23 protein-coding genes are annotated in these 22,937 nt (G+C 31.9%); 13 read left to right on the top strand and 10 right to left on the bottom strand.

The window, feature by feature from the left end; all coding sequences use genetic code 11:
- Positions 1-186: 186 nt before the first annotated feature.
- The 6 genes from OLM54_RS06220 (at position 187) to OLM54_RS06195 (ending at position 6,980) form a co-directional block, all read left to right on the top strand.
- Positions 187-1,044: a S1 RNA-binding domain-containing protein gene (locus OLM54_RS06220; protein ID WP_264537728.1), complete on the top strand. Its 858-nt coding sequence runs from the start codon at positions 187-189 to the stop codon at positions 1,042-1,044.
- A gap of 738 nt (positions 1,045-1,782) precedes the next feature.
- Positions 1,783-2,616, top strand: coding sequence for a 1,4-dihydroxy-2-naphthoyl-CoA synthase (locus OLM54_RS06215; protein WP_264537727.1), 834 nt, complete (start codon positions 1,783-1,785; stop codon positions 2,614-2,616).
- Between the two features lie 107 nt (positions 2,617-2,723).
- Positions 2,724-3,686 carry a 1,4-dihydroxy-2-naphthoate octaprenyltransferase gene (menA, locus tag OLM54_RS06210; RefSeq protein WP_264537726.1) on the top strand — a complete coding sequence of 321 codons (963 nt, stop codon included), beginning with the start codon at positions 2,724-2,726 and terminating at the stop codon, positions 3,684-3,686.
- A 30-nt stretch (positions 3,687-3,716) separates the two neighbouring features.
- Complete coding sequence (locus OLM54_RS06205) at positions 3,717-4,394, top strand: metal-dependent hydrolase (RefSeq protein ID WP_264537725.1); 678 nt, start codon at positions 3,717-3,719, stop codon at positions 4,392-4,394.
- A gap of 239 nt (positions 4,395-4,633) precedes the next feature.
- The gene (locus OLM54_RS06200; RefSeq protein ID WP_264537724.1) at positions 4,634-5,836 is read left to right on the top strand and encodes a tetratricopeptide repeat protein; all 1,203 of its coding nucleotides are present in this window, start codon (positions 4,634-4,636) and stop codon (positions 5,834-5,836) included.
- A gap of 97 nt (positions 5,837-5,933) precedes the next feature.
- Positions 5,934-6,980, top strand: coding sequence for an o-succinylbenzoate synthase (locus OLM54_RS06195; protein ID WP_264537723.1), 1,047 nt, complete (start codon positions 5,934-5,936; stop codon positions 6,978-6,980).
- A gap of 47 nt (positions 6,981-7,027) precedes the next feature.
- On the opposite strand, the gene OLM54_RS06190 is transcribed toward OLM54_RS06195, so the two are convergent.
- Both OLM54_RS06190 and OLM54_RS06185 read right to left on the bottom strand, forming a co-directional pair.
- On the bottom strand, positions 7,028-7,579 hold the full coding sequence (locus OLM54_RS06190) for a hypothetical protein (protein WP_264537722.1): 552 nt from the start codon (positions 7,577-7,579) through the stop codon (positions 7,028-7,030).
- Positions 7,580-7,598: 19 nt separating this feature from the next.
- Complete coding sequence (locus tag OLM54_RS06185; protein WP_264537721.1) at positions 7,599-8,510, bottom strand: OmpA family protein; 912 nt, start codon at positions 8,508-8,510, stop codon at positions 7,599-7,601.
- 178 nt (positions 8,511-8,688) lie between these two features.
- Between OLM54_RS06185 and OLM54_RS06180 the strand changes: the two genes are divergently transcribed.
- On the top strand, positions 8,689-9,162 hold the full coding sequence (locus tag OLM54_RS06180; RefSeq protein ID WP_264537720.1) for a CYTH domain-containing protein: 474 nt from the start codon (positions 8,689-8,691) through the stop codon (positions 9,160-9,162).
- Between the two features lie 6 nt (positions 9,163-9,168).
- Positions 9,169-10,134 (top strand): YpdA family putative bacillithiol disulfide reductase, encoded by a 966-nt coding sequence (locus OLM54_RS06175; protein WP_264537719.1) that lies wholly within the window; start codon positions 9,169-9,171, stop codon positions 10,132-10,134.
- A gap of 7 nt (positions 10,135-10,141) precedes the next feature.
- Here OLM54_RS06175 and OLM54_RS06170 read toward each other — a convergent pair whose 3' ends face one another.
- Positions 10,142-11,710, bottom strand: coding sequence for a protein adenylyltransferase SelO (locus OLM54_RS06170; RefSeq protein WP_264537718.1), 1,569 nt, complete (start codon positions 11,708-11,710; stop codon positions 10,142-10,144).
- 141 nt (positions 11,711-11,851) lie between these two features.
- Positions 11,852-12,385, bottom strand: a complete 534-nt coding sequence (gene msrA / locus OLM54_RS06165; protein WP_264537717.1) for a peptide-methionine (S)-S-oxide reductase MsrA — start codon at positions 12,383-12,385, stop codon at positions 11,852-11,854.
- A 182-nt stretch (positions 12,386-12,567) separates the two neighbouring features.
- Here msrA and OLM54_RS06160 point away from each other — a divergent pair, with 182 nt between their 5' ends.
- Positions 12,568-14,055, top strand: coding sequence for an aminotransferase class V-fold PLP-dependent enzyme (locus OLM54_RS06160; RefSeq protein ID WP_264537716.1), 1,488 nt, complete (start codon positions 12,568-12,570; stop codon positions 14,053-14,055).
- Positions 14,056-14,064: 9 nt separating this feature from the next.
- Here the strand turns inward: OLM54_RS06160 and OLM54_RS06155 are convergent, their stop codons facing one another.
- From OLM54_RS06155 to OLM54_RS06135, 5 genes are read right to left on the bottom strand one after another with little or no spacing between them, the layout of a single operon-like run.
- Positions 14,065-14,535, bottom strand: coding sequence for a nuclear transport factor 2 family protein (locus tag OLM54_RS06155; RefSeq protein WP_264537715.1), 471 nt, complete (start codon positions 14,533-14,535; stop codon positions 14,065-14,067).
- A 47-nt stretch (positions 14,536-14,582) separates the two neighbouring features.
- Complete coding sequence (locus OLM54_RS06150) at positions 14,583-15,107, bottom strand: hypothetical protein (protein ID WP_264537714.1); 525 nt, start codon at positions 15,105-15,107, stop codon at positions 14,583-14,585.
- Between the two features lie 14 nt (positions 15,108-15,121).
- The gene (locus OLM54_RS06145; RefSeq protein WP_264537713.1) at positions 15,122-15,595 is read right to left on the bottom strand and encodes a hypothetical protein; all 474 of its coding nucleotides are present in this window, start codon (positions 15,593-15,595) and stop codon (positions 15,122-15,124) included.
- Between the two features lie 6 nt (positions 15,596-15,601).
- Positions 15,602-16,279: a peptidoglycan DD-metalloendopeptidase family protein gene (locus tag OLM54_RS06140; protein ID WP_264537712.1), complete on the bottom strand. Its 678-nt coding sequence runs from the start codon at positions 16,277-16,279 to the stop codon at positions 15,602-15,604.
- An 11-nt stretch (positions 16,280-16,290) separates the two neighbouring features.
- Positions 16,291-16,956: a spermidine synthase gene (locus OLM54_RS06135; protein ID WP_264537711.1), complete on the bottom strand. Its 666-nt coding sequence runs from the start codon at positions 16,954-16,956 to the stop codon at positions 16,291-16,293.
- Positions 16,957-17,020: 64 nt separating this feature from the next.
- On the opposite strand from OLM54_RS06135, the gene OLM54_RS06130 reads away from it, so the two are divergent.
- Positions 17,021-17,572 (top strand): 1-acyl-sn-glycerol-3-phosphate acyltransferase, encoded by a 552-nt coding sequence (locus OLM54_RS06130; RefSeq protein ID WP_264537710.1) that lies wholly within the window; start codon positions 17,021-17,023, stop codon positions 17,570-17,572.
- Between the two features lie 171 nt (positions 17,573-17,743).
- On the opposite strand, the gene OLM54_RS06125 is transcribed toward OLM54_RS06130, so the two are convergent.
- Positions 17,744-18,220 (bottom strand): helix-turn-helix transcriptional regulator, encoded by a 477-nt coding sequence (locus tag OLM54_RS06125; protein WP_264537709.1) that lies wholly within the window; start codon positions 18,218-18,220, stop codon positions 17,744-17,746.
- A 312-nt stretch (positions 18,221-18,532) separates the two neighbouring features.
- Here OLM54_RS06125 and OLM54_RS06120 point away from each other — a divergent pair, with 312 nt between their 5' ends.
- The 3 genes from OLM54_RS06120 (at position 18,533) to OLM54_RS06110 (ending at position 22,920) form a co-directional block, all read left to right on the top strand.
- The gene (locus OLM54_RS06120) at positions 18,533-19,687 is read left to right on the top strand and encodes a M14 metallopeptidase family protein (protein WP_264537708.1); all 1,155 of its coding nucleotides are present in this window, start codon (positions 18,533-18,535) and stop codon (positions 19,685-19,687) included.
- A 77-nt stretch (positions 19,688-19,764) separates the two neighbouring features.
- A complete protein-coding gene (locus OLM54_RS06115; protein WP_007805990.1) occupies positions 19,765-20,244 on the top strand; it encodes an Lrp/AsnC family transcriptional regulator in 480 nt (159 codons plus the stop codon).
- 90 nt (positions 20,245-20,334) lie between these two features.
- Positions 20,335-22,920 carry a phosphoenolpyruvate carboxylase gene (locus OLM54_RS06110; protein ID WP_264537707.1) on the top strand — a complete coding sequence of 862 codons (2,586 nt, stop codon included), beginning with the start codon at positions 20,335-20,337 and terminating at the stop codon, positions 22,918-22,920.
- The last annotated feature ends 17 nt before the right edge of the window (positions 22,921-22,937 follow it).

The following is a 22,937-nucleotide window of genomic DNA, read 5'->3' as shown; positions in this document are numbered from 1 at the left end:
TTTTAAAATTTATAAAAAGTAAAAAGCACCATTTATTTGGTGCTTTTGTATTTTGATGTATTTAATAAATGCAAATTAAGAAGCATTTGTTCCTTTTATCTCGAATATTTTTCTTTGAACCATTTTCAAACTTCGTACATTTGCAGCTTAGAAACTCAGTTGCTTTGCAACTCAGAACCTCATTATATGATTGAAATAGGAAAATACAATACACTAACTATATTACGTGATACCAAAGTTGGTTTGTTTTTAGGAAATCCTGAAAAAGATCCTGAAGGAATTCACGACATATTATTACCCAATAAATACGTTCCCAATGAATTTGAAATAGGCGAAGAACTTATCGTTTTCGTTTATTTAGATCACGAACAGCGCCCGGTTGCGACAACTCTTGAACCTTATATTTTATTGAATGAATTTGCTCTTTTACGTGTAAATTACATCAATCAGGTTGGTGCTTTTATGGATTGGGGAATGGAAAAAGATATTTTGGTTCCGTTTAAAGAACAGGCGCGCCCAATGGAAAAAGGAAAACGTTATCTGGTTTACCTTTATATGGATGAAAAAACCAATCGTTTGGTGGCTTCAAGCAAATTGAACCAATTTCTAAGCAATGAAAACCTAACGGTAGAAAAAGGAGAAGAAGTTGATTTGATTGTTTCTCATATTACAGAATTAGGTATCAATGTGATTATCAATGAACAACACAAAGGATTATTGTATAAAGATGAAGTATATGATGATGCCATTAGAACCGGCGACAGAATGCGCGGATATATTAAAACCATTCGTCCTGACAATAAAATAGATGTTGCTTTGCAAGTACAGGGTTATCAGAGTATTGAGCCAAATGCAGAGAAAATTTTAGATGAATTAAGAGCAAACAGAGGCTTTTTACGCTTAAATGACAATTCGCACCCTGAGGATATTAAAACGGTATTAAAAATGAGTAAAAAAACCTTTAAAAAAGCAATTGGAGCTTTATATAAAGACAAACTCATAGAAATAAAAGAAGATGGAATTTATCTTATAAAAGAAGAATAGTTTCTTTTATTGCAATTTATCTAAACGATTATAACAGGAAAGGCTACTCATTACAAGTAGCCTTTCCCTTTTTATTCTAGTTTTAAAAAAAATTGTAATTAAAAAAAAACAGAAATAAAATTATTCGAATCAATCAAAAAAATAACAGCTTTAAAAATTTTAGAAATTAAATCCTTGATTGGTATGTCTTTAAATAGTCTAATACATCTGCATTCAAAAGCAAAAAATTAATTTCACGGCAGAACCATTTGGTTTGTTTGATATGATATTTATAGAAAGTTTTTCAATTTTTATTAAGTCCCCATTATCGTAATCCTTGTTAGACAAACTGAGTAAACAATTCTATTCTTTAACCTTAGGTGTTACTATCTCTTCCTTGAAGTTTCAACAAACGCGTAAACCATTTGCTCATCAGTTAAAGTTTTAGTATTGAAAACCCTAAAAAAATGAGCGACAAATTTTTTAAATTTTCTCAAAAAAATCATTTTTTAGGTTAATAAATCAGTGAAAGAAAATCAATCTGAAATCAGTAAATAAAATGTATCTAATTGATTTCTAGGCTGTAAAATTACTTCTTTTTTTTTAAAAGCAATGTTAAATAATGTTATTTTTTGTAGGTAAATACCAATTGTTAACATTCAAAGTAATTTTAGCAAAGACTTAAAGTAAATTGAGTAGGTAAAAATGTAAAAATGGTTTATTTTTACATTATAATTATTTAAAATAAAACAAATAGAAATGGATTGGATAACTGCCAGAGAATTTGAAGATATAACCTATAAAAAATGTAACGGAGTTGCAAGAATTGCTTTTAACAGACCAAATGTGAGAAATGCTTTTCGACCAAAAACAACTTCAGAATTGTATCAGGCATTTTATGATGCTCAGGAAGACACTTCGATTGGAGTGGTTTTACTTTCTGCAGAAGGACCATCAACAAAAGATGGTATATATTCTTTTTGCAGTGGAGGCGATCAAAATGCACGTGGACATCAGGGTTATGTTGGAGAAGATGGTCAGCATCGTTTAAATATTCTCGAAGTACAGCGTTTAATCCGTTTTATGCCAAAAGTAGTTATTGCCGTAGTTCCGGGATGGGCTGTTGGCGGCGGACACAGTTTGCATGTAGTTTGCGATATGACTTTGGCAAGTAAGGAACATGCTATTTTTAAACAAACCGATGCCGATGTAACAAGTTTTGACGGAGGTTACGGATCTGCATATCTGGCTAAAATGGTGGGTCAGAAAAAAGCGCGTGAGATTTTCTTTTTAGGAAGAAATTATTCTGCTCAGGAAGCAATGGATATGGGAATGGTAAATGCCGTGATTCCGCATGATGAACTGGAAGCAACAGCGTATGAATGGGCACAGGAAATTCTTCAAAAATCACCAACTTCAATAAAAATGCTAAAATTCGCCATGAACTTAACTGATGACGGAATGGTTGGTCAGCAGGTTTTTGCCGGAGAAGCAACACGTTTGGCTTATATGACCGAAGAAGCAAAAGAAGGAAGAAATGCCTTTCTAGAAAAAAGAAAACCAAACTTTGGCGAGAATAAATGGTTGCCGTAAAAATATTTTAGATTTTAGATTGCAGATTTTAGATTTTTGAAATCTGCGATCTTAATTCAGAATCTAACAATCTAAAATCAAAACTCTAAAATCTAAAATAAAACATAATGAAACATTGGATTGAAGCCGCCAGACTGCGCACATTGCCTTTATCAGTTTCCGGAATTATAGTAGGAAGTATATACGCCTTATCAAACCCAACCGCGACCATAGATACACCAACAGAAGTTTTTAGCTGGAAAATATTTGGTTTTTCACTTTTAACAACGCTTGGTTTACAGGTTTTATCCAATTTTGCCAATGATTACGGAGATGGTGTAAAAGGTACCGATAATGCCGACAGGGTTGGACCACAACGTGCCATACAAAGTGGTGCAATTACGCCGCAGGCAATGAAAAAAGCGATTATAATAACGTCATTATTAACGCTGTTGTCAGCAATTATTTTAATATATTTTGCATTTGGGCAAAGTAATTTTGGTTATTCTATCTTCTTTCTATTACTGGGAATTGCTGCAATTGTTTCGGCAATTCGTTATACAGTTGGTAATTCGGCGTACGGATACAAAGGTTTTGGCGATGTATTCGTATTTATATTCTTCGGACTTGTAAGTACTTTAGGCGTTAACTTTTTATATTCAAAAGAAATAGATCCTCTTTTAATTTTGCCTGCAATTTCAATTGGTTTATTAAGTGTTGGGGTTTTAAACCTTAACAATATGCGCGATGAAGAGTCAGACAAAAAATCAGGAAAAAATACAATTGTAGTTCAAATGGGCGGAGCAAAAGCTAAAATCTATCATTTTACTTTGATTATTACAGCGATGCTTTTGGTTATTATTTTTGCCTTTTTAAGCGATTACAACTTTGACCAATATTTGTTTTTATTAGCTTATATACCTTTAACGAAGCATTTAATTACAGTTTATAAAAACCAGAATCCTAAACTATTAGATCCGGAATTAAAAAAACTGGCACTTAGCACATTTTTGCTTTCTATATTATTAACAGTATGTATGATTTCGCTTATTTCAGACATATTCGTTAATCTGTTCTTAGGCGGAAGATAAAATAAAGTTCAACTTTAAAAATTTAAAAAAATGAAAATTACATTTTACGGACACGCTTCTTTAGGCATTGAAGTTGGAGGAAAACATATTATTGTTGATCCTTTTATTACAGGAAATCCACAAGCTGCGGCAATCGATATAGAAACATTAAAAGCCGATTATATTTTATTAACTCATGCACACGGCGATCACGTTCTTGATGTTGAAGCAATTGCAAAACGTACCAATGCGACAATAATTTCAAATGCAGAAATTACCAGTTATTATGCGCAAAGAGAATTAAAAGCACATCCAATGAATCATGGCGGAAGCTGGAAATTTGATTTTGGAAAAGTAAAATATGTAAATGCAATTCACTCAAGTTCTTTTCCTGATGGAAGTTACGGAGGAAATCCAGGAGGTTTTGTAATTGAAGGCGAACATAAAAACATTTATATTGCCGGCGATACAGCGCTTACATACGATATGAAACTAATTCCGTTAAGAACAAAGCTTGATTTAGCGATACTTCCAATCGGAAATAATTTTACAATGGATGTTGAAGATGCCATTATTGCTTCAGATTTTGTAGAATGTGATAAAATTCTGGGTTATCATTTTGATACATTTGGTTATATCGAAATTAATCATGAAGAAGCGATTCGCAAATTTTTTGATAAAGGAAAAGATTTAATGCTTCTTGAAATAGGAGAATCAATAGAATTATAAGGAATATTTGGCACAATTTATGTCATTTCTGTAAAGGTTCAGTCTTTGCGAGGAACGAAGCAACCACACTAACAAAAGGCACAAAGTTTATATAGCAAGCGAGATTGCTTCGTTCCTCGCAAGACAAAAACGAAAATAAATCATTTTAATCTATAAAATCTGTGGCAAAAAAATTAGAGAAAATTAGTGTAATTGCTTCACCTGTTCGTTATCGCTCGGGTTGTGGCAAAAAAAATAAAATGAACTTCAAAAAAATAATTCTATTTCTTTTAATTACAGTTTCCTATAATTCTTTTGCTCAAAAAGATGGTTATTGGGACAAAGAACGTGCTACTACAAAAGAAATCATCGTTTCTGCACGCGATAGAATCGCTCTTACAACAGAAGATTTACCAGTAGGAACTACCGAAATTGTGTATCGAATTACACTTCTTGACGAAAATCAGCAAATGGCAAATAGTTTGGTTTCTGTTTTAAAAGCAATCCCGGATCCAACAGGAATAAGCCAGGGTTCTGCCGGAGCTGTTTTTTTAATGTCAAAAATTTCAGGCGATGATACCTGTACGTATGCATTATTTACTTCAAACGAAAATGCAAAAAAATACATTGAAGACGGAAAAACGGATAAAGCCTGTTACGCACAAGTCGATGCCGTTAGCAAGGATGCAAAACGATTATCGCTCGATAAATCGTCATGTTTAGGTCAAAATGTAAGCACAATTTGGTTTGGTTTTCACAGTAAAAACTGGGTTTTAAATCAAAAAATAGTTTTAGAAGTTGTGCCGTGGGTTGATACAAAATTAAATCGTGGCTGGAATCAGGATAATAAAAACGAAATTATCAGTTTATGCAAAACATCAACAATGGCTCAGAAAATGGCTAACTCTGATGATTTTTGTGTTTGTATTCTGGATAAAATCATAAAACAATACCGTTATTCAGAATTTCAAAAGTTGTTGCCTATTGAAAAAAACAAAGCTTATAAAGATTTTGGAAATGCATGTTATGGCGATGCCGATATTTCTAAAAATGTCTACAATGATTTAAGAACACAAGCTGCGACATTAATAAAACTACAAAAATACAACGAAGCGATTCCAAAATTAAATACTATTATTAATGATGGAAAAGCTACAGCGCTGGATTACAGTTCTATTGGCTATTGTTATATTTTGACTAAGCAATATGCAAAAGCCATTAAAGCATTAAAAGAAGGTGAGAAACTTGACGATACAGAGTTATTAGTAAAATTAAATCTTGCACATGTTTATTTAGTCAGCGATGATTACAGCGAAGCAAAAGCAATTTATAAAAAATACCAAACTCAAAACGTAACAGACAGTTTGAGCTGGAAAGATAAAACAAAACAAGATTTTACTATTTTCGAAAAAGCAGGTCTGCCATCAAAAGATTTCGAAAAAGTTTTAAATCTATACAATTAATTAAAAAAGTTAGCCACAGATTGTACAGATTAAAAAGATTTTAAAAATTTTTAAAAAATCATGCTAATTTGTGCAATCTGTTGCATAAAAAAACATCGTGAAAGCAACTTACCATAAATACATGCTCGAATTTAAGCGCCCTTCAGGGACTTCGCGTGGCATTATGACCGAGAAAGAAACCTGGTTTATTATTCTTGAAAAAGATGGTAAAAAAGGAATAGGCGAGTGCGGAATTTTACGTGGTTTAAGTGCAGATGATCGGGATGATTATGAAGAAAAGCTTAAATGGACTTGCCAAAATATTCATTTAGGAGAAACGGCTCTTTGGGAAGCTTTATTAGAATTTCCATCCATACAATTTGGGGTAGAAATGGCTTTTTTGTCCTTGAAAAGTGAAAATCCATATTTGTTATTTCCATCTGATTTTACCAATAATTCTAAATCAATTACTATAAATGGATTGGTTTGGATGGGAGAAGCTTCTTTCATGAAACAGCAAATTGAAGAAAAACTAGCCGATGGTTTTAATTGTATAAAGTTGAAAATAGGTGCTATCGATTTTCAAAAAGAACTGGAATTATTGCAATATATACGAAGTCACTTTTCTGCAGAAAAAATAGAAATTCGTGTTGATGCCAATGGCGCTTTTGGTTTAAATGAAGCTTTAGATAAATTAAATCAACTAAATCAATTTCAGCTTCATAGTATTGAACAGCCTATTAAAAAAGGAAATATTCAGGTTATGGCTGATTTGTGCCAGACAACTCCATTTCCAATTGCTTTGGATGAAGAATTAATAGGTGTTTTTTCATTAGAAGAAAAAGAAAAACTTTTACAGGATATTAAACCACAATACATTATTCTGAAACCTAGTTTTGTTGGTGGTTTTAGAGGAACTCAGCAATGGATAGCATTGGCAGATAAATATAAAATTGGCTGGTGGATTACATCCGCACTGGAAAGTAATATTGGATTAAATGCCATTGCACAATGGACTTTTTTGCAAAACTCAAATATGCCACAAGGTTTAGGAACCGGTGCACTTTATACCAATAATTTTGATTGTCCTCTTGAAGTTTCAAAAGGAAAATTATGGTACAATACAGATAAAAAATGGGATTCAGGATTTCTTAATAAGGCATAAAAAAAACTGGCTTTTGACCAGTTCTTTTTTATTATTGATGTTGAAGGTTATTCTTTTCCTCCTGTTAAATTTTCCTGCCAGTCTTTTAAGTCCTGCCATTTTCCTTCGTAAGCCAATAATGCTTGTTTGGACCAGGTGGTTGGATTATGAATGGCATAATTTTCTCCTCCGGCATCCAAAATTGCTTGTAGTTTATCGGTAGATGCTTCTGATAATTCCCTCCAGCTATTAATTCCGGCGGCATTCATTAGCGCTTCAATTTTTGGTCCGATTCCTTCCACAATTTTCAAATCATTTTCTTTTATTTTTTTGTTGTAAACTGTTGCAGCCAAATTTCCATCAAAAAGGAAAGCCGGTGCTGTAGCAACAAAAGACTGAGTTGTGTTTGTGAAATTTGCTTTTGCAACTAAATCAGCTTCAAGAGACGAAATTTTTGCATTCAGACTTTTAGTATTTGCTTTGCACGCATCCAAATCAGCTTGTAATGCCGTTGCAAGTGAATCATCTCCTCCTTTTGAATTCATTTTTCCTATTAAGTAACCTAAAATTCCACAGATTAATCCCACTAGCGCAGGAATTAAGATACAAGGTATATTCATGATAATATATTTTTGATTATTATTTGATCGTTATTACAGTTCTTCTGTTTTTTGCTTTTCCTTCAGCGGTTGTATTTTCGCCAACCGGTTCATCCGGACCTTTTGAGTCTGTTGTAATGCGTGTTGCTTCAATACCTTTCTTAACCAGATAATTTTTTGAGAATTCGGCACGTTTTTGTGCTAAGGCAATATTTGCATCACGATTTCCAACATTATCAGAATGTCCTGTAATTAAAACTGCAGCATCTTTAACATTCTGTAAATATTTTACAATATCAGTTACTTTTTGTTTCTCAACAGAATTTAAATTATCACTTGATTTATTAGTGCTGAAATGTAAAGTAAGAGGATCAGCATTAATTTTTTCTTTTAACTCACTCCACTCGTTATTTGCAACTGCCGTAGTGTCCAGCGCAGGAAAACGATATTCAAGAGGACCGATAAGAGTGTCAGCATTCATTTTCCATTGATCAATAATCTCACCTTTTGTATCAAATTGTGATGCTGATAAACCGTTAGAAATAAAATAATTTTTAATATCATTTGCTCTTGCCAGACCAAGATTTTCAAAAGTTGTTGAATTACTTTCGTCAGAAGTTGAATAACCGGTAATTGTAATTTTTTGCCTTGGATTTGCAATTAATAACGATTTAAGTTTCTCAATTCCAATCAATAAAGAATCGCTTACAGGTTTGATTAATGCAGCGCTATTCTTTAAAAATTTAAAATTATCATTTGTTTGATAATTAATTCCGGGACCATCAAGAATAAAGGGTTGAAGACCGATATTCTCCGTTGCTACTGTTGGTACTTTTGAAGTATCAGGAGTAGGTGTTTTCATACAGCAATTGCAGCAGAATTTAAGATACAAAAATGTACCTAAAATAATAGTTACCACAATACCAATGAGATAAAGTGCTTTTTTAGACATAAAAAATTGATTTAAAGTTATATCAAATTTAACGAAAAATAACTTATGTGTTTGTGTATCAATTAGTTATTTTTGTATCAGAATAAGACATTTTAAAAGGTTACAGAAACAAAAAGTTTAAGTGATTTATTGTTCTAACTAATTGATTAACTTGCATAAGAAAAAATTTAAGAATAAAATGATTGAAATAGAAAGAAAGTTTCTTGTAAAATCAGGTGATTTTAAAGAACAGGCTTTTACTCAAAATAAAATTGCACAGGGTTATTTGAGTTCTCTTCCTGAAAGAACAGTTCGTGTAAGAATTAAAGGAAATAAAGGGTTTATTACTATAAAAGGAATTGGTCATCACGGTGGAATGTCTCGTTTTGAATGGGAAAATGAAATTCCGCTTGACGAAGCACAGGAATTGCTTAAATTATGTGAAAAAGGTAAAATTGAAAAAACGCGATATGAGATAAAAGTCGGAAAACATGTTTTTGAAGTGGATGAATTCTACGGAGAAAATGAAGGCTTGGTAATGGCAGAAATTGAATTGGAATCAGAAACAGAATCTTTTGAAAAGCCCGAATGGCTTGGTGAAGAAGTTACTAATGATGAAAGATATTATAACGCTTATTTGAGTAAAAATCCCTTTAAAGACTGGGAAAAATAATAAATTATGACAGAATATGATTTGATAATTGTTGGAGGCGGACCAATTGGATTAGCCTGCGCAATTGAAGCTCAAAAGAAAAACTTGCGTTATTTAATTATTGAAAAAGGGGCAATTGTAAACAGTATTTTCAATTATCCATTATATATGACTTTTTTTTCAACGGCTGAACGGCTGGAAATTGGAGATATTCCGTTTAATTGTCTGGCGCCAAAACCAGGTCGCCAGGAAGCTTTAGAATATTACCGAAATATTCATCGTTATTTTAATTTCTCAATGAGTTTATTTGAAAGGGTAATTAGCGTTAAAAAACAGGAGAACTCAATCTTCAGAATAATTTCTGATAAAAATACATACGAGGCCAAAAATGTTGTCATTGCTACAGGTTTTTATGATATTCCTATTAAGATGAATATAAAAGGCGAGGAGTTGCCAAAAGTTCGTCATTATTATAAGGAAGCTCATGAATATGCCTTTAGGAATATTCTTGTTGTTGGCGCTAATAATTCATCTGTTGACGCGGCATTAGAATGTTGGCGAAAAGGCGCAAATGTTACTATGGTTATTCGTAAAAACGAAATAAATAACAGAGTAAAATATTGGGTAAAACCAGATATAGAAAACCGAATCGCCGAAGGAAGCATAAAAGCGTACTTTGAATCGAATATTACTGAAATTAAAGAAAATGAAGTTGAAATCGAAACTCCAAACGGGAAAATAACAATTGAAAATGACTTTGTTTTGGCGTTAACAGGTTATAAACCTGATTTGACCTTTCTTGAAAATATGGGAATTCATCTTTCTAATGATGAATTGAAAATTCCGACGTACAATCCTGAAACCATGGAAACAAATATTGAAGGTTTGTTTCTTGCAGGCGTAGTTTGCGGCGGAATGCAAACACATAAATGGTTTATTGAAAATTCAAGAATTCATGCTAATATGATTGTAGATTATATTACTTCAAAGTAAAAAACTTTTAAGAACTACAGGAAAGCATTGAACAACCTACTTTTGAGCGTGCCCAATCTGGTCGTTTTACAAACCATTTTTCAGATTCAGGTTGTTCGTCATAAGGCTTTTGCAGTAATAAATACAGTTCATTTATCAGTGAATAATCTCCCTGATCTGCTGCATCAATTGCCAATTGCGCCATATAATTTCGAAGCACATATTTTGGATTTATCTTGTTCATTTTTTCTGCTCGATTTTCACCGGAAAGGTCTTCGGTATTTAATCTTTCGATGTAAACAGAAAACCATTTTTTCCAGGATTCCAGAATTTCTCCCGAAATTTCTTCGGGAATATAAAAAGCGTCCTGAATTTTTTCAATGGCATCTTTCGCAGAATCCGACTTTAAAACTTTACTTAAATTTCTAAAAAAGATAGTCATATCCGTTTCAGATAATTGTAGAACAGTTTCTAAAGCAGTGATTAATTTACTGTCAGTTTCAGTTGAAGTAAATATTCCTAATTTACTTAAAAACATTGTTTTATAATCTGAATCAAAATCAATGATAAACGATTCAAGTATTTTTTCTAAAGGTTCGGCTTCGTTGATCAAAGGATAAAGAGCATTCGCCAATTGGTACAAATTCCATTGTGCAACCTGAGGCTGATTTCCAAAACGATATCGTCTGTTTTGACTGTCTGTTGTATTTGGCGTCCAGCTTGGATCATAATTTTCTAACCAGCCATAAGGGCCGTAATCAATCGTGATTCCGTGAATAGACATATTATCCGTATTCATTACCCCGTGCACAAAACCAACGCGCTGCCAATGCAAAATCATTTCGCGGGTAGTATCTGCAACCTTTTTAAAGAATTGTAAATATTGTTCTTTTGGCTCTCCTTTAATTTCAGGAAAATAATATTTGATATTGTACTCGACAAATTGTTTCAAATTTTTAAGCTCATTTCTGGCAGTAAGCATTTCAAAACTTCCAAAGCGAATAAAAGATGGAGCAACACGACAAACAATGGCGCCTTTTTCGTAGGCTGGATTTCCGTTGTATAAAATATCACGCAAAACTTCATCACCAGACAACATCAGCGAAAGCGATCGGGTAGTGGGAACTCCCAAATAATACATAGCTTCGGCACATAAATATTCTCTTATTGATGAACGCAAAACAGCCAAACCATCAGCAGTTCTGGAATAAGGTGTTTTTCCTGCGCCTTTTAATTGAAGCGTAAAAAAATCATTATTATATTCAACTTCAGTTAAATTTATAGCGCGGCCGTCACCTAATTGTCCAGCCCAATTTCCGAATTGATGTCCGGCATAACACATCGCATAAGGTTTTGTATCCGGTAGAATTTCTTTTCCCGAAAATGCATTCAAAAATGATTCAGACTGAATTTCCTCTGCAGAGATTCCAACTAAATCAGCAACTTCTTCTGAAGCGTGAATTAGTTTTGGATTTGAAGGTTTTGTTGGATTTACGTATGAAAAAAGCGCATTTTTAACCTGACGAATTTCATTTGTTTCGTCTGGATCTGCAGGTAATTCAGCAGTAAAACGATTATTTATTTTTAAATTTTTCATTTCATTTTTATTTTTCCAGCCACTGATTAAAATGATAGATAAAACATTTAATTTTGAAATTAAGAAAAATGAAGCTGTGCTTCTTAATATAACTTAATCACTTAATGGTAAAAAAATCTTTTTAATCTATGGCTAAACTTTTTATTCAATTAATTTATCAGCGTACATTTTTTTTAATTTCTGTACTTTCGGGTCAATTACGATTTGGCAATAACGAGCATCCTGATTGTTGTTATAATAGTTTTGATGATCTTTTTCGGCATTGTAAAATACTTCAAATTCAATTAATTGCGTTACAATTGGATCGTCGTAAAAATCTTTTACTTCTTCAAAAACTTGTTTAGCGATTGCTTTTTGTTCTTCATTATGATATAGAATAACAGAGCGATATTGTGTGCCAACATCTGCGCCCTGACGATTTAGAGTTGTTGGATCATGACTTGTCATAAATATAAAAATTAAATCATGATATGAAATTATGTCAGGATCAAATGTAACTTGTATGACTTCGGCGTGACCGGTTCTGCCAGTACAAACTTCACGATAAGGCGGGTTTTTAATAAAACCTCCCGAATATCCTGATTTTAAAGATTCTATTCCTTTTAAACGCTGAATTACAGCTTCTATACACCAAAAACATCCACCACCAAAAGTAGCTACAGATAAATTTTCCATTAAATGTTATAGTTAAAGTTTTATATGCCCTATTAAACCGATAGAATATTATGATAATTTAGTTAAAAAACGACTCTTTAATTAAAGATACTAAAAGGTTATTTAATGTTTGAAGTTTATAATTGATAAATTCACAATTCTGTAAAAAAGCAATATATTTGCAGTCAAACTCAGGCACAATAATGAATAGCAAAAATAATACCATCAGTTTAGAAACATATTTTCAGGATTTTAGAAAAAATATTGTCGGAATTAATCAGGATTTTATGTCTCCTTATGGTAAAAAACAGATCATTTATACGGATTGGACTGCCAGTGGAAGATTATATCGCCCTATTGAGGAGAAACTGCTTAATGAATTTGGACCTTTTGTAGCAAACACTCATACAGAAACGACTGTGTCAGGTACTGCCATGACAAAGGCATATCACCATGCCAGACATATTATCAAACGTCATACAAATGCAAATGAAAATGATGTTTTAATTACCGATGGAACCGGAATGACGGGAGTTATCAATAAATTTCAACGTATTTTAGGTTTAAAAATTCCTGAGAACTTAAAGGATTTTACAACTGTTCCTGCTGAAAAAAAACCTGTTGTTTTTATTTCACATATGGAGCATCATTCGAATCAAACGTCTTGGTTAGAAACTATTGCCGATGTTGAAATTATTCCATCATGCGAAAAAGGTCTTTTTTGTTTGGATAATTTAGCTTTATTATTAGAAAAACATAGTGACAGAGCTATCAAAATCGCTTCAATAACATCTTGTTCGAATGTTACAGGATTAAAAACTCCTTTTCATGAAGCGGCAAAATTAATGCATCAGCATAATGGTGTTTGTTTTGTAGACTTCGCGTGTTCAGGCCCTTATGTAGAAATTGATATGCATCCTAAAGATCCGGAAGCATATTTAGATGCTATTTTCTTTTCACCTCATAAATTTTTGGGTGGTCCGGGAACTTCGGGAGTTTTGATTTTTAATAAAAAATTATACAATAATATGATTCCTGATTGTCCTGGCGGCGGAACTGTAAGCTGGACAAATCCTTGGGGAGAACATAAATATATTGACAATATCGAGGATCGTGAAGATGGCGGAACTCCGGGTTTTCTTCAGGTTATAAAAACGGCCCTGGCAATTGAGTTGAAGGAAGAAATGGGAATTGAGAACATTTTACAGCGCGAACACGAAATTGTTGATTTTGTTTTTAATGAATTAGAATCTGTTGAGAATATTAAAATTCTTGCCGGTCAGCATAAAAATCGTTTGGGCGTTGTTTCTTTTTTTATTGAAAATTTGCATTTTAATTTAGGTGTGAAATTACTGAATGATAAATTCGGAATTCAAACCAGAGGCGGATGCAGCTGTGCCGGAACTTACGGTCACTTTTTATTGCACGTAGATCAGGAAACTTCGAATAAACTGGTGAATGAAATTACGATTGGTGATTTGATCAAAAAACCGGGATGGATTAGAATGTCAATTCATCCAACAACTACTGATGAAGAAATTACTTTTGTTTGCGATAGTATTAAAGATTTAGCTAAAAACCACGAAACATGGGCTTTAGATTATTCATATAATAATAGCACAAATGAATTTATCCATAAAAATGCAAATTCGTTTGAAGATGAATTGGTAGCGAAGTGGTTTAAGTCTTAAAAAACAATATTACTGTGCTTCCTGAAATTTTTTAAGTGATAATAAGGCTTGTTCTTTTATTTTGTCCTGAAAAAATCCTGTCCAGCCCAATAATAATCCTTTAATTCCAAAAGCTTGTTTGGACCATTTCCAGACATCAAAATTATCGGTGTGTTTTATAATTAAACCATCCTGAAAAATAAATTCGGCGGCAATTTTGTTGATTACGTTTCTGTTGGTTCTGCTAAAATTATACGTAGCCACCCAATTTGCAGAACCGGTAAAATCGTCAGCTTTTATATTAGAGAACTCAATTTTAAGACTGCCTTTACTTCTTAAAAGTAACATTTTCCACATATCAGAAACCTGTCCTTCTTTTAATAAACCAAAAGCGGGATCAATAAAATGAACTTTTGGATGATAACATTCACTCATTGTTTGGTAATCGGCATTTGCAAAAGCGGTATAAAATTTGGCGATTAAGTTTTCGTTCGAGTTCATAGAATACAATTAGATTATAAATATAGATTTAATATAAGAAAAAATCTTTATAAAATACTAATTTCTTTAGCTGTATTGAATGTTTTTTTAGATTGATCGAACGCTGTAGAAAAATAAGACATTTTATTTACTGCTGTAAAATATCCGGTTTGGTTGCCAAAAGTGTTTGAATTTCCGGTAATTATAAATCTAATTCCTTTAATATCAGTATTTTTCAATTTATTCATTTCTGCGGGAGTAAAATAATAGTAAGATGTTGTTTTACCATCGGCAGATTCTTTTACATTTTTGTCTGTGCAGGCAATAACATCGGCATTGGCAAGATCTACATAAACGCCTCCGGCAATTCGGGCTTTATCATTTGCTGTTGCGATTGTTAATTTTAAAATTCCCCCTTTGTCTGTTTTTGCAATCTGTACGCCAACTTCGCCGGTATACGCATATTTTTCGCAGATAAAAGTATAATTTTGTGTTGCCGAAAAAGGTTTAGAACCATTTACAATCATTGTTTGCTGAGCATTTGATAATGTTGAAATTAACAATAACACAAAAAGAGGGAATTTTAAATTCATAGTTTAATGGTTTATTAGTCTGTTATTTGAGATTCGAATTTTTCATCCCAATCCATAGATTTTATTGCAGAAACTAAATTTTCTTCATTTACAAAAACACGCAATTCTTTGTTAGCCACTTTTTTGCTGTACAATGCATGATATCGATAAATTGTTTCTTGTTTTGTTTTATAAACACCATCTAATTTCAAATCAATAAAACTGCCATAATATTGTCTAAATCTTTGGCATGTTTTTGTCAGGCGTTCCTCTGTTGTGTTTTCCATTACAGATGGTGTAACTTCGGTTTCATTAAAAGGTTTAAATTTAGACGTGTTGCAGGTTTCTAAAACGCGCTTGCCCAAATCATACGCTTTTTGCTGTTGCAATGAACTAATTTCAGTCGAAACAACTTTTTTAATTTTTAAATCTTCGGTATCTCTGCTTATGGTTTTCGATTTACAGCCAATAAGCAACAACAAACATATAATCAATACTGCTTTCTTCATAACTATTTATGTTATTTTTAATAATAAGTTAGGGTCGGGACAGTTTTCTATATAAAAATTTAAGTCATTAATGTTGCAAACTCCGGGATAATCGCCATTATAATTTTCGATATTATTTATAATCTGAAAATGCAAATGTGGTGCATAATCGCCATTAATTGTAGAATCTCCAAAGGTTGCTAAACTTTCACCTTTCTTAAAAACAGTCCCAACGGTTAAGTTTTCTATACTTTCTAACGATAAATGTCCGTATAAAGTATAAAATTTTTCATTTTCAATCTCATGTTCCAATATAATCGTTGGACCATAATCGCCCAAACCTTCGTTATTTTTAAAACTATGAATTTTTCCGTCAAGCGGAGCTAAAATTATTGTACCCACTTTTCCCCATAAATCCAGACCAATATGAATATTGCGTTCGGGGTTATTATCACTTTTAAAAATAGTACTTCTTTGATATAAGTTCCGTCCTTCGATATAACCGCCAAAAGCGATTTCTGCATTATTCTTTTTTAAATAATTTGATATAAAATTTTCAAAATCAACAGCAGTTATTGGTTTCTTTTCAACCAGTTCTTTGTTGGTAACAGATAAATCTAATGCTGCATATTTTGAAAAATCTATACTTGAATCGATAACTTTAGTAGGTGGTAAAGTTTTTAAAATAGAAACTAGGGTCTTCATAAAATGGTAAATTAGGCGACTTTTTCAATGATAATTAATTCGTTGTGAACCTCTATGCGGGGCAACATTTTTGAGGAAAACAATTTAGGATTTATTTCTGAAATATACTTTTTATTTCTAACATTATGTGCTTCATCTAAAATCATGGTATTAAAAAGCACCACTCCTTCATTTTTTAGTAATGAAAAAACACGGTCTGAAAAGAAACTTTCAAATAAAAAATTGGGCATTTTTATATCTTCAAAAACATCTATAATTATTAAATCATATTTGTCTTTTGTTTTTAGCACAAATTCAAAAGCATCATCAATAATAATTTCAAGTTGTTTTATCTGATCGAGATTAAAATATTGATTTGCAATCTGTATTATATCAGGATCAATTTCAACTCCGGTAATTTTTCCTTTATATTCAATTTCGTCTACCAAAGTTTTAATGACACTTCCGCCGGCAACACCCAGCAATAAAACATGATTCATTTTTATAATATTTTCATACCCAATATTTCGCAAACCGTACCTTAATATACGCTGCAAACTTCCGTATGAATAATTGGTATTTTCAGAGTCTAAAACTAATTCACCGTTTGCCCAGGTAACTTCAATCATTTTACTTCTGGCCGATTTTTTTTTGAATATTTTTATGGGAATGAGATAACTGAATATTTTTTGAATCATTTCACAGGCTTTTACTCAAAATTACCATTAAAATCTTTTATTTTGCATCAAATAAAAAAAATTAATGAAGAAAGATTTATACAAGTTCATTTTTTTTAAGTTAATGGGCTGGAAAATAGTAGGTGTAGAAAATGCTGAAGTAAAAAAATGTATTCTGATGGTTATGCCGCATACAAGTAATCATGATTTTTATTTGGGGGTTTTAACTCGTGGAATTTCCGGGCTAGAAATGAACTGGGTTGGAAAAAAAGAATTATTTACTTTTCCGTTTGGATATTATTTTAAATATATGGGCGGAGAACCTTTAGATCGCACTGGCGGTTTAAATAAAGTAGATTCGATCGCAGCCATTTTTGACAGAAAAGAAGTTTTTCGTTTAGCAGTTGCTCCAGAAGGAACCCGAAAAGGAGTTAAAGAAATTAAAAGTGGTTTTTATTATATAGCGCTTAAAGCAAATGTGCCAATTGTTCCCGTAGCTTTTGATTGGGGAAAAAAGGAAGTGAATTTAGGAAAGCCATTTCATCCAACCGGAAATTACGAAGCTGATCTCGAAATTTTAAAAGAACATTATAAAGGAGTATTAGGAAAAATTCCTGAAAATGGAGTTTGGTTTTAGTTTTGAGGTTCACAGTAGTAGGTAAAGGTGCAAAGGTTCAAAGATGCAGAGGCTTTCTATAGAAACGCAGGACAGTGTCTTTATAGGTTCAAAGTTATTTTTATATATGGCGTGAGAATCGCTTAAACGAAAAATATTTTCAAAATTTTTTAAATACGCGAAAAATTCAAATTACGGGATATATACTTTAAATGTCCCGTTTTTATAAAAAAAAACAATTTTCTCAATTTCGCCTTCTTCAGAATTTAAATTTGAGTTTTTACTTTCCTGAAAAATTCTTTTTTCTGGATTTATTATTTCTTTATGATTCATTTCTGCAAATAGATCTGTAGAAATTAAACTTTCTTTTGATGAGATAGGAGCAGAAGGTTTTTCAATTTCTGTGGTATTTTCAATCTTTACATTAGAAGTTCCTTCGTCATTTTTCGGGAATGTTCCCTTTCCATTTAATATCCAATATAAATCAACATCCGGAAAAACATCTAGAATTTTAAGAACAAAATCCAGACTTGGTTTGTTTCTGCCAGAAAGTAGGTGAGACATACTAGAGCGCTGCACACCAATTTTATCAGCAAACGAAGAAGCATTTAATGCATAATAATCGAGTATTATTTCAAGTCTTTTTACAAAATCATCGATGTTTACCATTGTAAATTCTAGTTTAATTTATAGATGTTTACAAATGTAACTATAATAAATGAAATAAGCAATTTTACAATAGTGAACAGCAAGATTATGCATAAATAACGCTTAATTTAACTATAAGTGAAGCCTATTAAGTTATTGAAATAGAATAGTTTAGTATTTAGTGTTAACAGAAGTCACAAATGTTAACATGATAATCACAAAAAGGACATTTCCGATATTAAAATCTGTTTACATTTATAAATAATAGTCTTTTTTAAATGTTTACAATTGTAAAAATAAAGATGTTTACTTTTGTAAATTAATCAAAATACGATGAATTTAGAAGAATTATTTAACCAACACAAAGAGCAATCTATATCGGGTCGTTATCTTACTTTAGATCATATTCAGCCTTTATTAGACAAACTAAATACTAATAATCAAGTTAAAATTATAGGATATTCTGTTTTAAACAAACCTATATATAGTTACGAAATTGGTACGGGAGAAACACGTATTTATTTGTGGTCTCAAATGCACGGAAACGAAAGCACTACAACGAAAGCGCTTTTTGATTTTATAAACGTATTAAACAACGGATCTGATTTTGCCGAGAAAATGCTAAAAACATTTACTTTTTATGCTATTCCGATTTTAAATCCTGACGGAGCAGCGCTTTATACACGTGAAAATGCGAATAAAATTGATTTAAATCGTGATTCGCAAAATCTGACACAGCCAGAAAGTAATATATTAAGAGCTGTATTTGATACTTTTAAACCGCATTATTGCTTTAATCTTCATGATCAACGAACTATTTTTGGTGCCGGAGATACAGGAAAACCAGCCACAGTTTCGTTTTTAGCACCTTCTTATAATGAAGCACGTGAGATAAATGCTAACCGATTAAAGGCTATAAACCTTATTGCAGGTATTAATGAGGTGTTACAGGATTATATTCCGGGGCAGGTTGGGCGTTTTGATGATTCATTCAATATTAATTGTATAGGAGATACGTTTCAGTTTTTAGGTGTGCCGACGATTTTGTTTGAAGCAGGTCATTTTCCGGATGATTATCAAAGGGAAATCACGCGAAAGTTCCTATTTTTCTCACTAATTTCAAGTTTTAAACTACTCTCCGAAAACGATTTAGTTGATAATCGAATTAATGAATATTTGAATATTTCACAAAATAAAGTGGTTTTTTATGATTTTATGTATAAAAACATCAAAATAAATTATGATGGTATCGAAATTATTACGAATTTTGTCGCACAATACAAAGAAGAATTGATTGAAAATGAGATTCATTTCAACGCTTACATAGTTGAAGTAGGTGAGTTGGAAAATTATTTTGGACATTTAGAATATGATGGCAAAGGAGCAGAATATTCAGATGACTTTGGTAACTTTCCGAAATTGAATCAAAAAGCAGATTTTTATTTAAATAAAAATGTTAAATTTGTTAACGGATTGACAAAAAGTTAATTTTTATGTGAATTTGTTATTTTTTATATATATTTTTATACTTTGTAATAGCAATTAGTAATATTAATTAAAGAATTATGAGTAAATTTCGTTTAGATGAAGTAGATCACCAGATTTTAGATATGTTAATAGACAATACGAGAGTTCCGTTTACTGACATTGCAAAAAAATTATTGATATCTGCTGGAACAGTACATGTTAGAGTAAAAAAAATGGAAGACGCAGGAATTATCATGGGATCTTCATTAGCCTTAGATTACGATAAATTAGGGTATTCATTTATTGCTTATGTAGGTGTGTTTCTTAATAATACCTCTCAAACTAAATTTGTATTAGAGCGAATAAATCAAATTCCATTCGTAACTGTGGCTTCTGTAACTACAGGAAAATTCAATATTTTCTGTAAAATTAGAGCGAAAGATACTAAACATGCGAAGGAAGTTATTTTCATGATCGACGATATCGAAGGCGTTTACAGAACAGAAACAATGATTTCATTAGAAGAAAGTATAAACGATAAGAAGCGTTTGATGCATACTATTTTTAAAAATATGTAATATTTTCTTGAATGCTATATTAAAATATAACCTCAAGTTTATTCTTGGGGTTTTTTTATGACCTATTAACCAACCAACTACAACACAATTATGTATACGTTACCCAAAATTGAACGTTTTAATCAAGATGTTCTCTCAAAATACCACATTTATAATAGTGTTTTCATAACATTACCCTTTGATTCTATTGATAATACAGGAGTTTTACTGCCTTTATTTACAGAAACTTGCGAAACGGGATTTAAAAAACAAGAAACACCAAAAGAAATTTTTGATTTCTTTTCGAATAAATATTTAAACAATGCCTCTGAGACTGAAAAAATCGATTTAATGTTTCGATTTATTCAGTATATAGAACGTCAGATTGTATTGTTTGATGCGATTGAAGATGCAGCTTTTCCGGTTGTAAATAACATGGAAGGGCGCGGTTCTTTACGTGACATTAAAGAAAAATCAGATGCAAAGGAAAAAGACGACGATCTGATTGAATTTCTTGAAAATTTCAATGTCAGAACGGTTTTAACGGCGCATCCAACACAATTTTATCCTGGTCCGGTGCTTGGAATTATAAATGATTTGACAGAAGCAATTCGATTGAATAATTTATTAAAAATTAAAGAATTATTGGCGCAGTTAGGTAAAACACCTTTTATTCAAAACGAAAAGCCAAATCCTTATGATGAAGCGGTTAGTTTGATCTGGTATTTAGAGAATGTTTTCTATGCCACATCAGGTGAAATTGTGCATTATCTGCAAAAAAATATCCTTCACGGAAATGCAATTCAAAACCAATTAATCAAACTTGGCTTTTGGCCGGGAGGTGACCGTGACGGAAATCCTTTTGTAACAACCGAAATCACTTTGAAAGTTGCAGAGCGTTTGCGTACTTCAATTCTGAAGTGTTATTATGTAGAAATGAGAAGTTTAAAAAGAAAGTTAACATTCTCAGGAGTAGATACTTTAGTATCAGAACTTGAACATAAACTTTATCGTTCTGTTTTTTATTCAAAAGGAGAAATCTATATTACTTTAGACGAGTTATTATCGCAATTAAATAAAATTCGTAACATAATAATCGAAAAACATCAATCATTGTATTTAGATGAATTGGAAGCGTTTTTGGTTAAAATAAATTTATTCGGATTCCATTTTGCAACTTTAGACATTCGTCAGAATAGTAAAATTCACAATGCCGTTTTTAAAGACATAGTAAATCATTATCTGAATTCAGGTTCACAAATTTTCCCTGAAAACTATTATGAATTAACCGAAGCAGAAAAATTAGTTGTTTTATCTAAAGTAAAAGGAGAATTGAATCCGGAACATTTTGAAGATGAAATCACAAGATCTACTTTAGAATCTGTTCAGGCTATAAAAACAATTCAGGAACGCAATGGCGAATTTGGTGCAAACCGTTATATTATCAGTAATAACGAAAGTGCGCTGAATGTAATGGAAACTTTTGCCATGATTCGTTTAAACAATTGGGAAAACCCTACTGTGGATATTATTCCGCTTTTTGAATCTGTTGATGATTTGCAAAACGCGCATGAAATCATGGAGCAATTGTATACAAATCCCGAATATTCTAAGCATTTACAGGACCGAGGAAATAAACAAACGATTATGCTTGGTTTCTCTGACGGAACTAAAGATGGTGGCTATTTAATGGCAAACTGGAGTATTTATCAGGCTAAAATAGCACTGACTGAAATTTCAAGAAAATATGGCATTAAAGCGATTTTCTTTGATGGACGTGGCGGACCTCCGGCTCGTGGCGGTGGAAAAACGCATAAATTTTACGCTTCTTTAGGTCCAAAAATCGAAAACAACGAAATTCAGATAACAGTTCAGGGACAAACTATTAGTTCAAATTTTGGTACGTTAGATTCTTGCCGTTATAATATCGAAAACTTATTAAGTGCCGGTGTTACAAATCAGGTTTTCAGTAAAGATAAAAATGAATTAAGCGAGACCGAAACGGCGATTTTAACGCAGTTGGCAGGTTTAGGTTATGAAAAATATTTAAGCTTTAAAAATCATCCAAAATTTATTCCGTATTTGGAAAAGATGAGTACTTTAAAGTATTATTCTAAAACAAATATTGGAAGCCGTCCTTCAAAAAGAAGCAAATCAGAATCATTAGATTTTGCTGATTTAAGAGCAATTCCGTTTGTGGGTTCATGGAGTCAGTTAAAACAAAATGTACCGGGTTTCTTTGGAGTAGGAACTGCTTTGAAATATTTTGAAGACAATAATCAATGGGATAAAGTACATGATTTATATCACGATTCTTTATTTTTTAGAACCTTGCTTGAAAATAGTATGATGTCATTGGCGAAATCATTTTTTCCATTAACAGCATATATGAGAAAAGATCCTGAATTTGGAGAATTCTGGCAAATTATTTATGATGAATTCTTAGAAACAAAACGTCTTTTGCTTAAAATTGCAGGTCATAAAACATTAATGGAGAATTATCCTGATGGTATAGCTTCTATTCAGGTAAGAGAGCGTATTGTAATGCCGTTGTTGACGATACAACAATATGCTTTATTAAGAATTAATGAACTGAACAGAGAAAACAGCAACAACGAGGAGTTAATTAAGGTTTACGAGAAAATTGTTACCAGATCATTATTTGGAAATACAAATGCGAGTAGAAACTCCGCTTAAATATAGAATTTTAACTC

The organism is Flavobacterium sp. N1736 (assembly GCF_025947065.1).
Lineage (GTDB): Bacteria > Bacteroidota > Bacteroidia > Flavobacteriales > Flavobacteriaceae > Flavobacterium.
Note: the sequence above shows the minus strand (reverse complement) of the source record. Positions and strands in the feature narration are given on the sequence as shown.

Bases quoted from the DNA above. Each gene is read 5' to 3' on its own strand.
- OLM54_RS06115 (WP_007805990.1), top strand. From the start codon at position 19,765: ATGAGTAAATTTCGTTTAGATGAAGTAGATCACCAGATTTTAGATATG.
- OLM54_RS06190 (WP_264537722.1), bottom strand. From the start codon at position 7,579: ATGAATATACCTTGTATCTTAATTCCTGCGCTAGTGGGATTAATCTGT.
- OLM54_RS06180 (WP_264537720.1), top strand. From the start codon at position 8,689: ATGATTGAAATAGAAAGAAAGTTTCTTGTAAAATCAGGTGATTTTAAA.
- OLM54_RS06175 (WP_264537719.1), top strand. From the start codon at position 9,169: ATGACAGAATATGATTTGATAATTGTTGGAGGCGGACCAATTGGATTA.
- OLM54_RS06110 (WP_264537707.1), top strand. From the start codon at position 20,335: ATGTATACGTTACCCAAAATTGAACGTTTTAATCAAGATGTTCTCTCA.
- OLM54_RS06220 (WP_264537728.1), top strand. From the start codon at position 187: ATGATTGAAATAGGAAAATACAATACACTAACTATATTACGTGATACC.
- OLM54_RS06135 (WP_264537711.1), bottom strand. From the start codon at position 16,956: ATGATTCAAAAAATATTCAGTTATCTCATTCCCATAAAAATATTCAAA.
- msrA (WP_264537717.1), bottom strand. From the start codon at position 12,385: ATGGAAAATTTATCTGTAGCTACTTTTGGTGGTGGATGTTTTTGGTGT.
- menA (WP_264537726.1), top strand. From the start codon at position 2,724: ATGAAACATTGGATTGAAGCCGCCAGACTGCGCACATTGCCTTTATCA.
- OLM54_RS06155 (WP_264537715.1), bottom strand. From the start codon at position 14,535: ATGAACTCGAACGAAAACTTAATCGCCAAATTTTATACCGCTTTTGCA.
- OLM54_RS06185 (WP_264537721.1), bottom strand. From the start codon at position 8,510: ATGTCTAAAAAAGCACTTTATCTCATTGGTATTGTGGTAACTATTATT.
- OLM54_RS06205 (WP_264537725.1), top strand. From the start codon at position 3,717: ATGAAAATTACATTTTACGGACACGCTTCTTTAGGCATTGAAGTTGGA.
- OLM54_RS06170 (WP_264537718.1), bottom strand. From the start codon at position 11,710: ATGAAAAATTTAAAAATAAATAATCGTTTTACTGCTGAATTACCTGCA.
- OLM54_RS06140 (WP_264537712.1), bottom strand. From the start codon at position 16,279: ATGAAGACCCTAGTTTCTATTTTAAAAACTTTACCACCTACTAAAGTT.
- OLM54_RS06125 (WP_264537709.1), bottom strand. From the start codon at position 18,220: ATGGTAAACATCGATGATTTTGTAAAAAGACTTGAAATAATACTCGAT.
- OLM54_RS06130 (WP_264537710.1), top strand. From the start codon at position 17,021: ATGAAGAAAGATTTATACAAGTTCATTTTTTTTAAGTTAATGGGCTGG.
- OLM54_RS06215 (WP_264537727.1), top strand. From the start codon at position 1,783: ATGGATTGGATAACTGCCAGAGAATTTGAAGATATAACCTATAAAAAA.
- OLM54_RS06145 (WP_264537713.1), bottom strand. From the start codon at position 15,595: ATGAAGAAAGCAGTATTGATTATATGTTTGTTGTTGCTTATTGGCTGT.
- OLM54_RS06150 (WP_264537714.1), bottom strand. From the start codon at position 15,107: ATGAATTTAAAATTCCCTCTTTTTGTGTTATTGTTAATTTCAACATTA.
- OLM54_RS06160 (WP_264537716.1), top strand. From the start codon at position 12,568: ATGAATAGCAAAAATAATACCATCAGTTTAGAAACATATTTTCAGGAT.
- OLM54_RS06200 (WP_264537724.1), top strand. From the start codon at position 4,634: ATGAACTTCAAAAAAATAATTCTATTTCTTTTAATTACAGTTTCCTAT.
- OLM54_RS06120 (WP_264537708.1), top strand. From the start codon at position 18,533: ATGAATTTAGAAGAATTATTTAACCAACACAAAGAGCAATCTATATCG.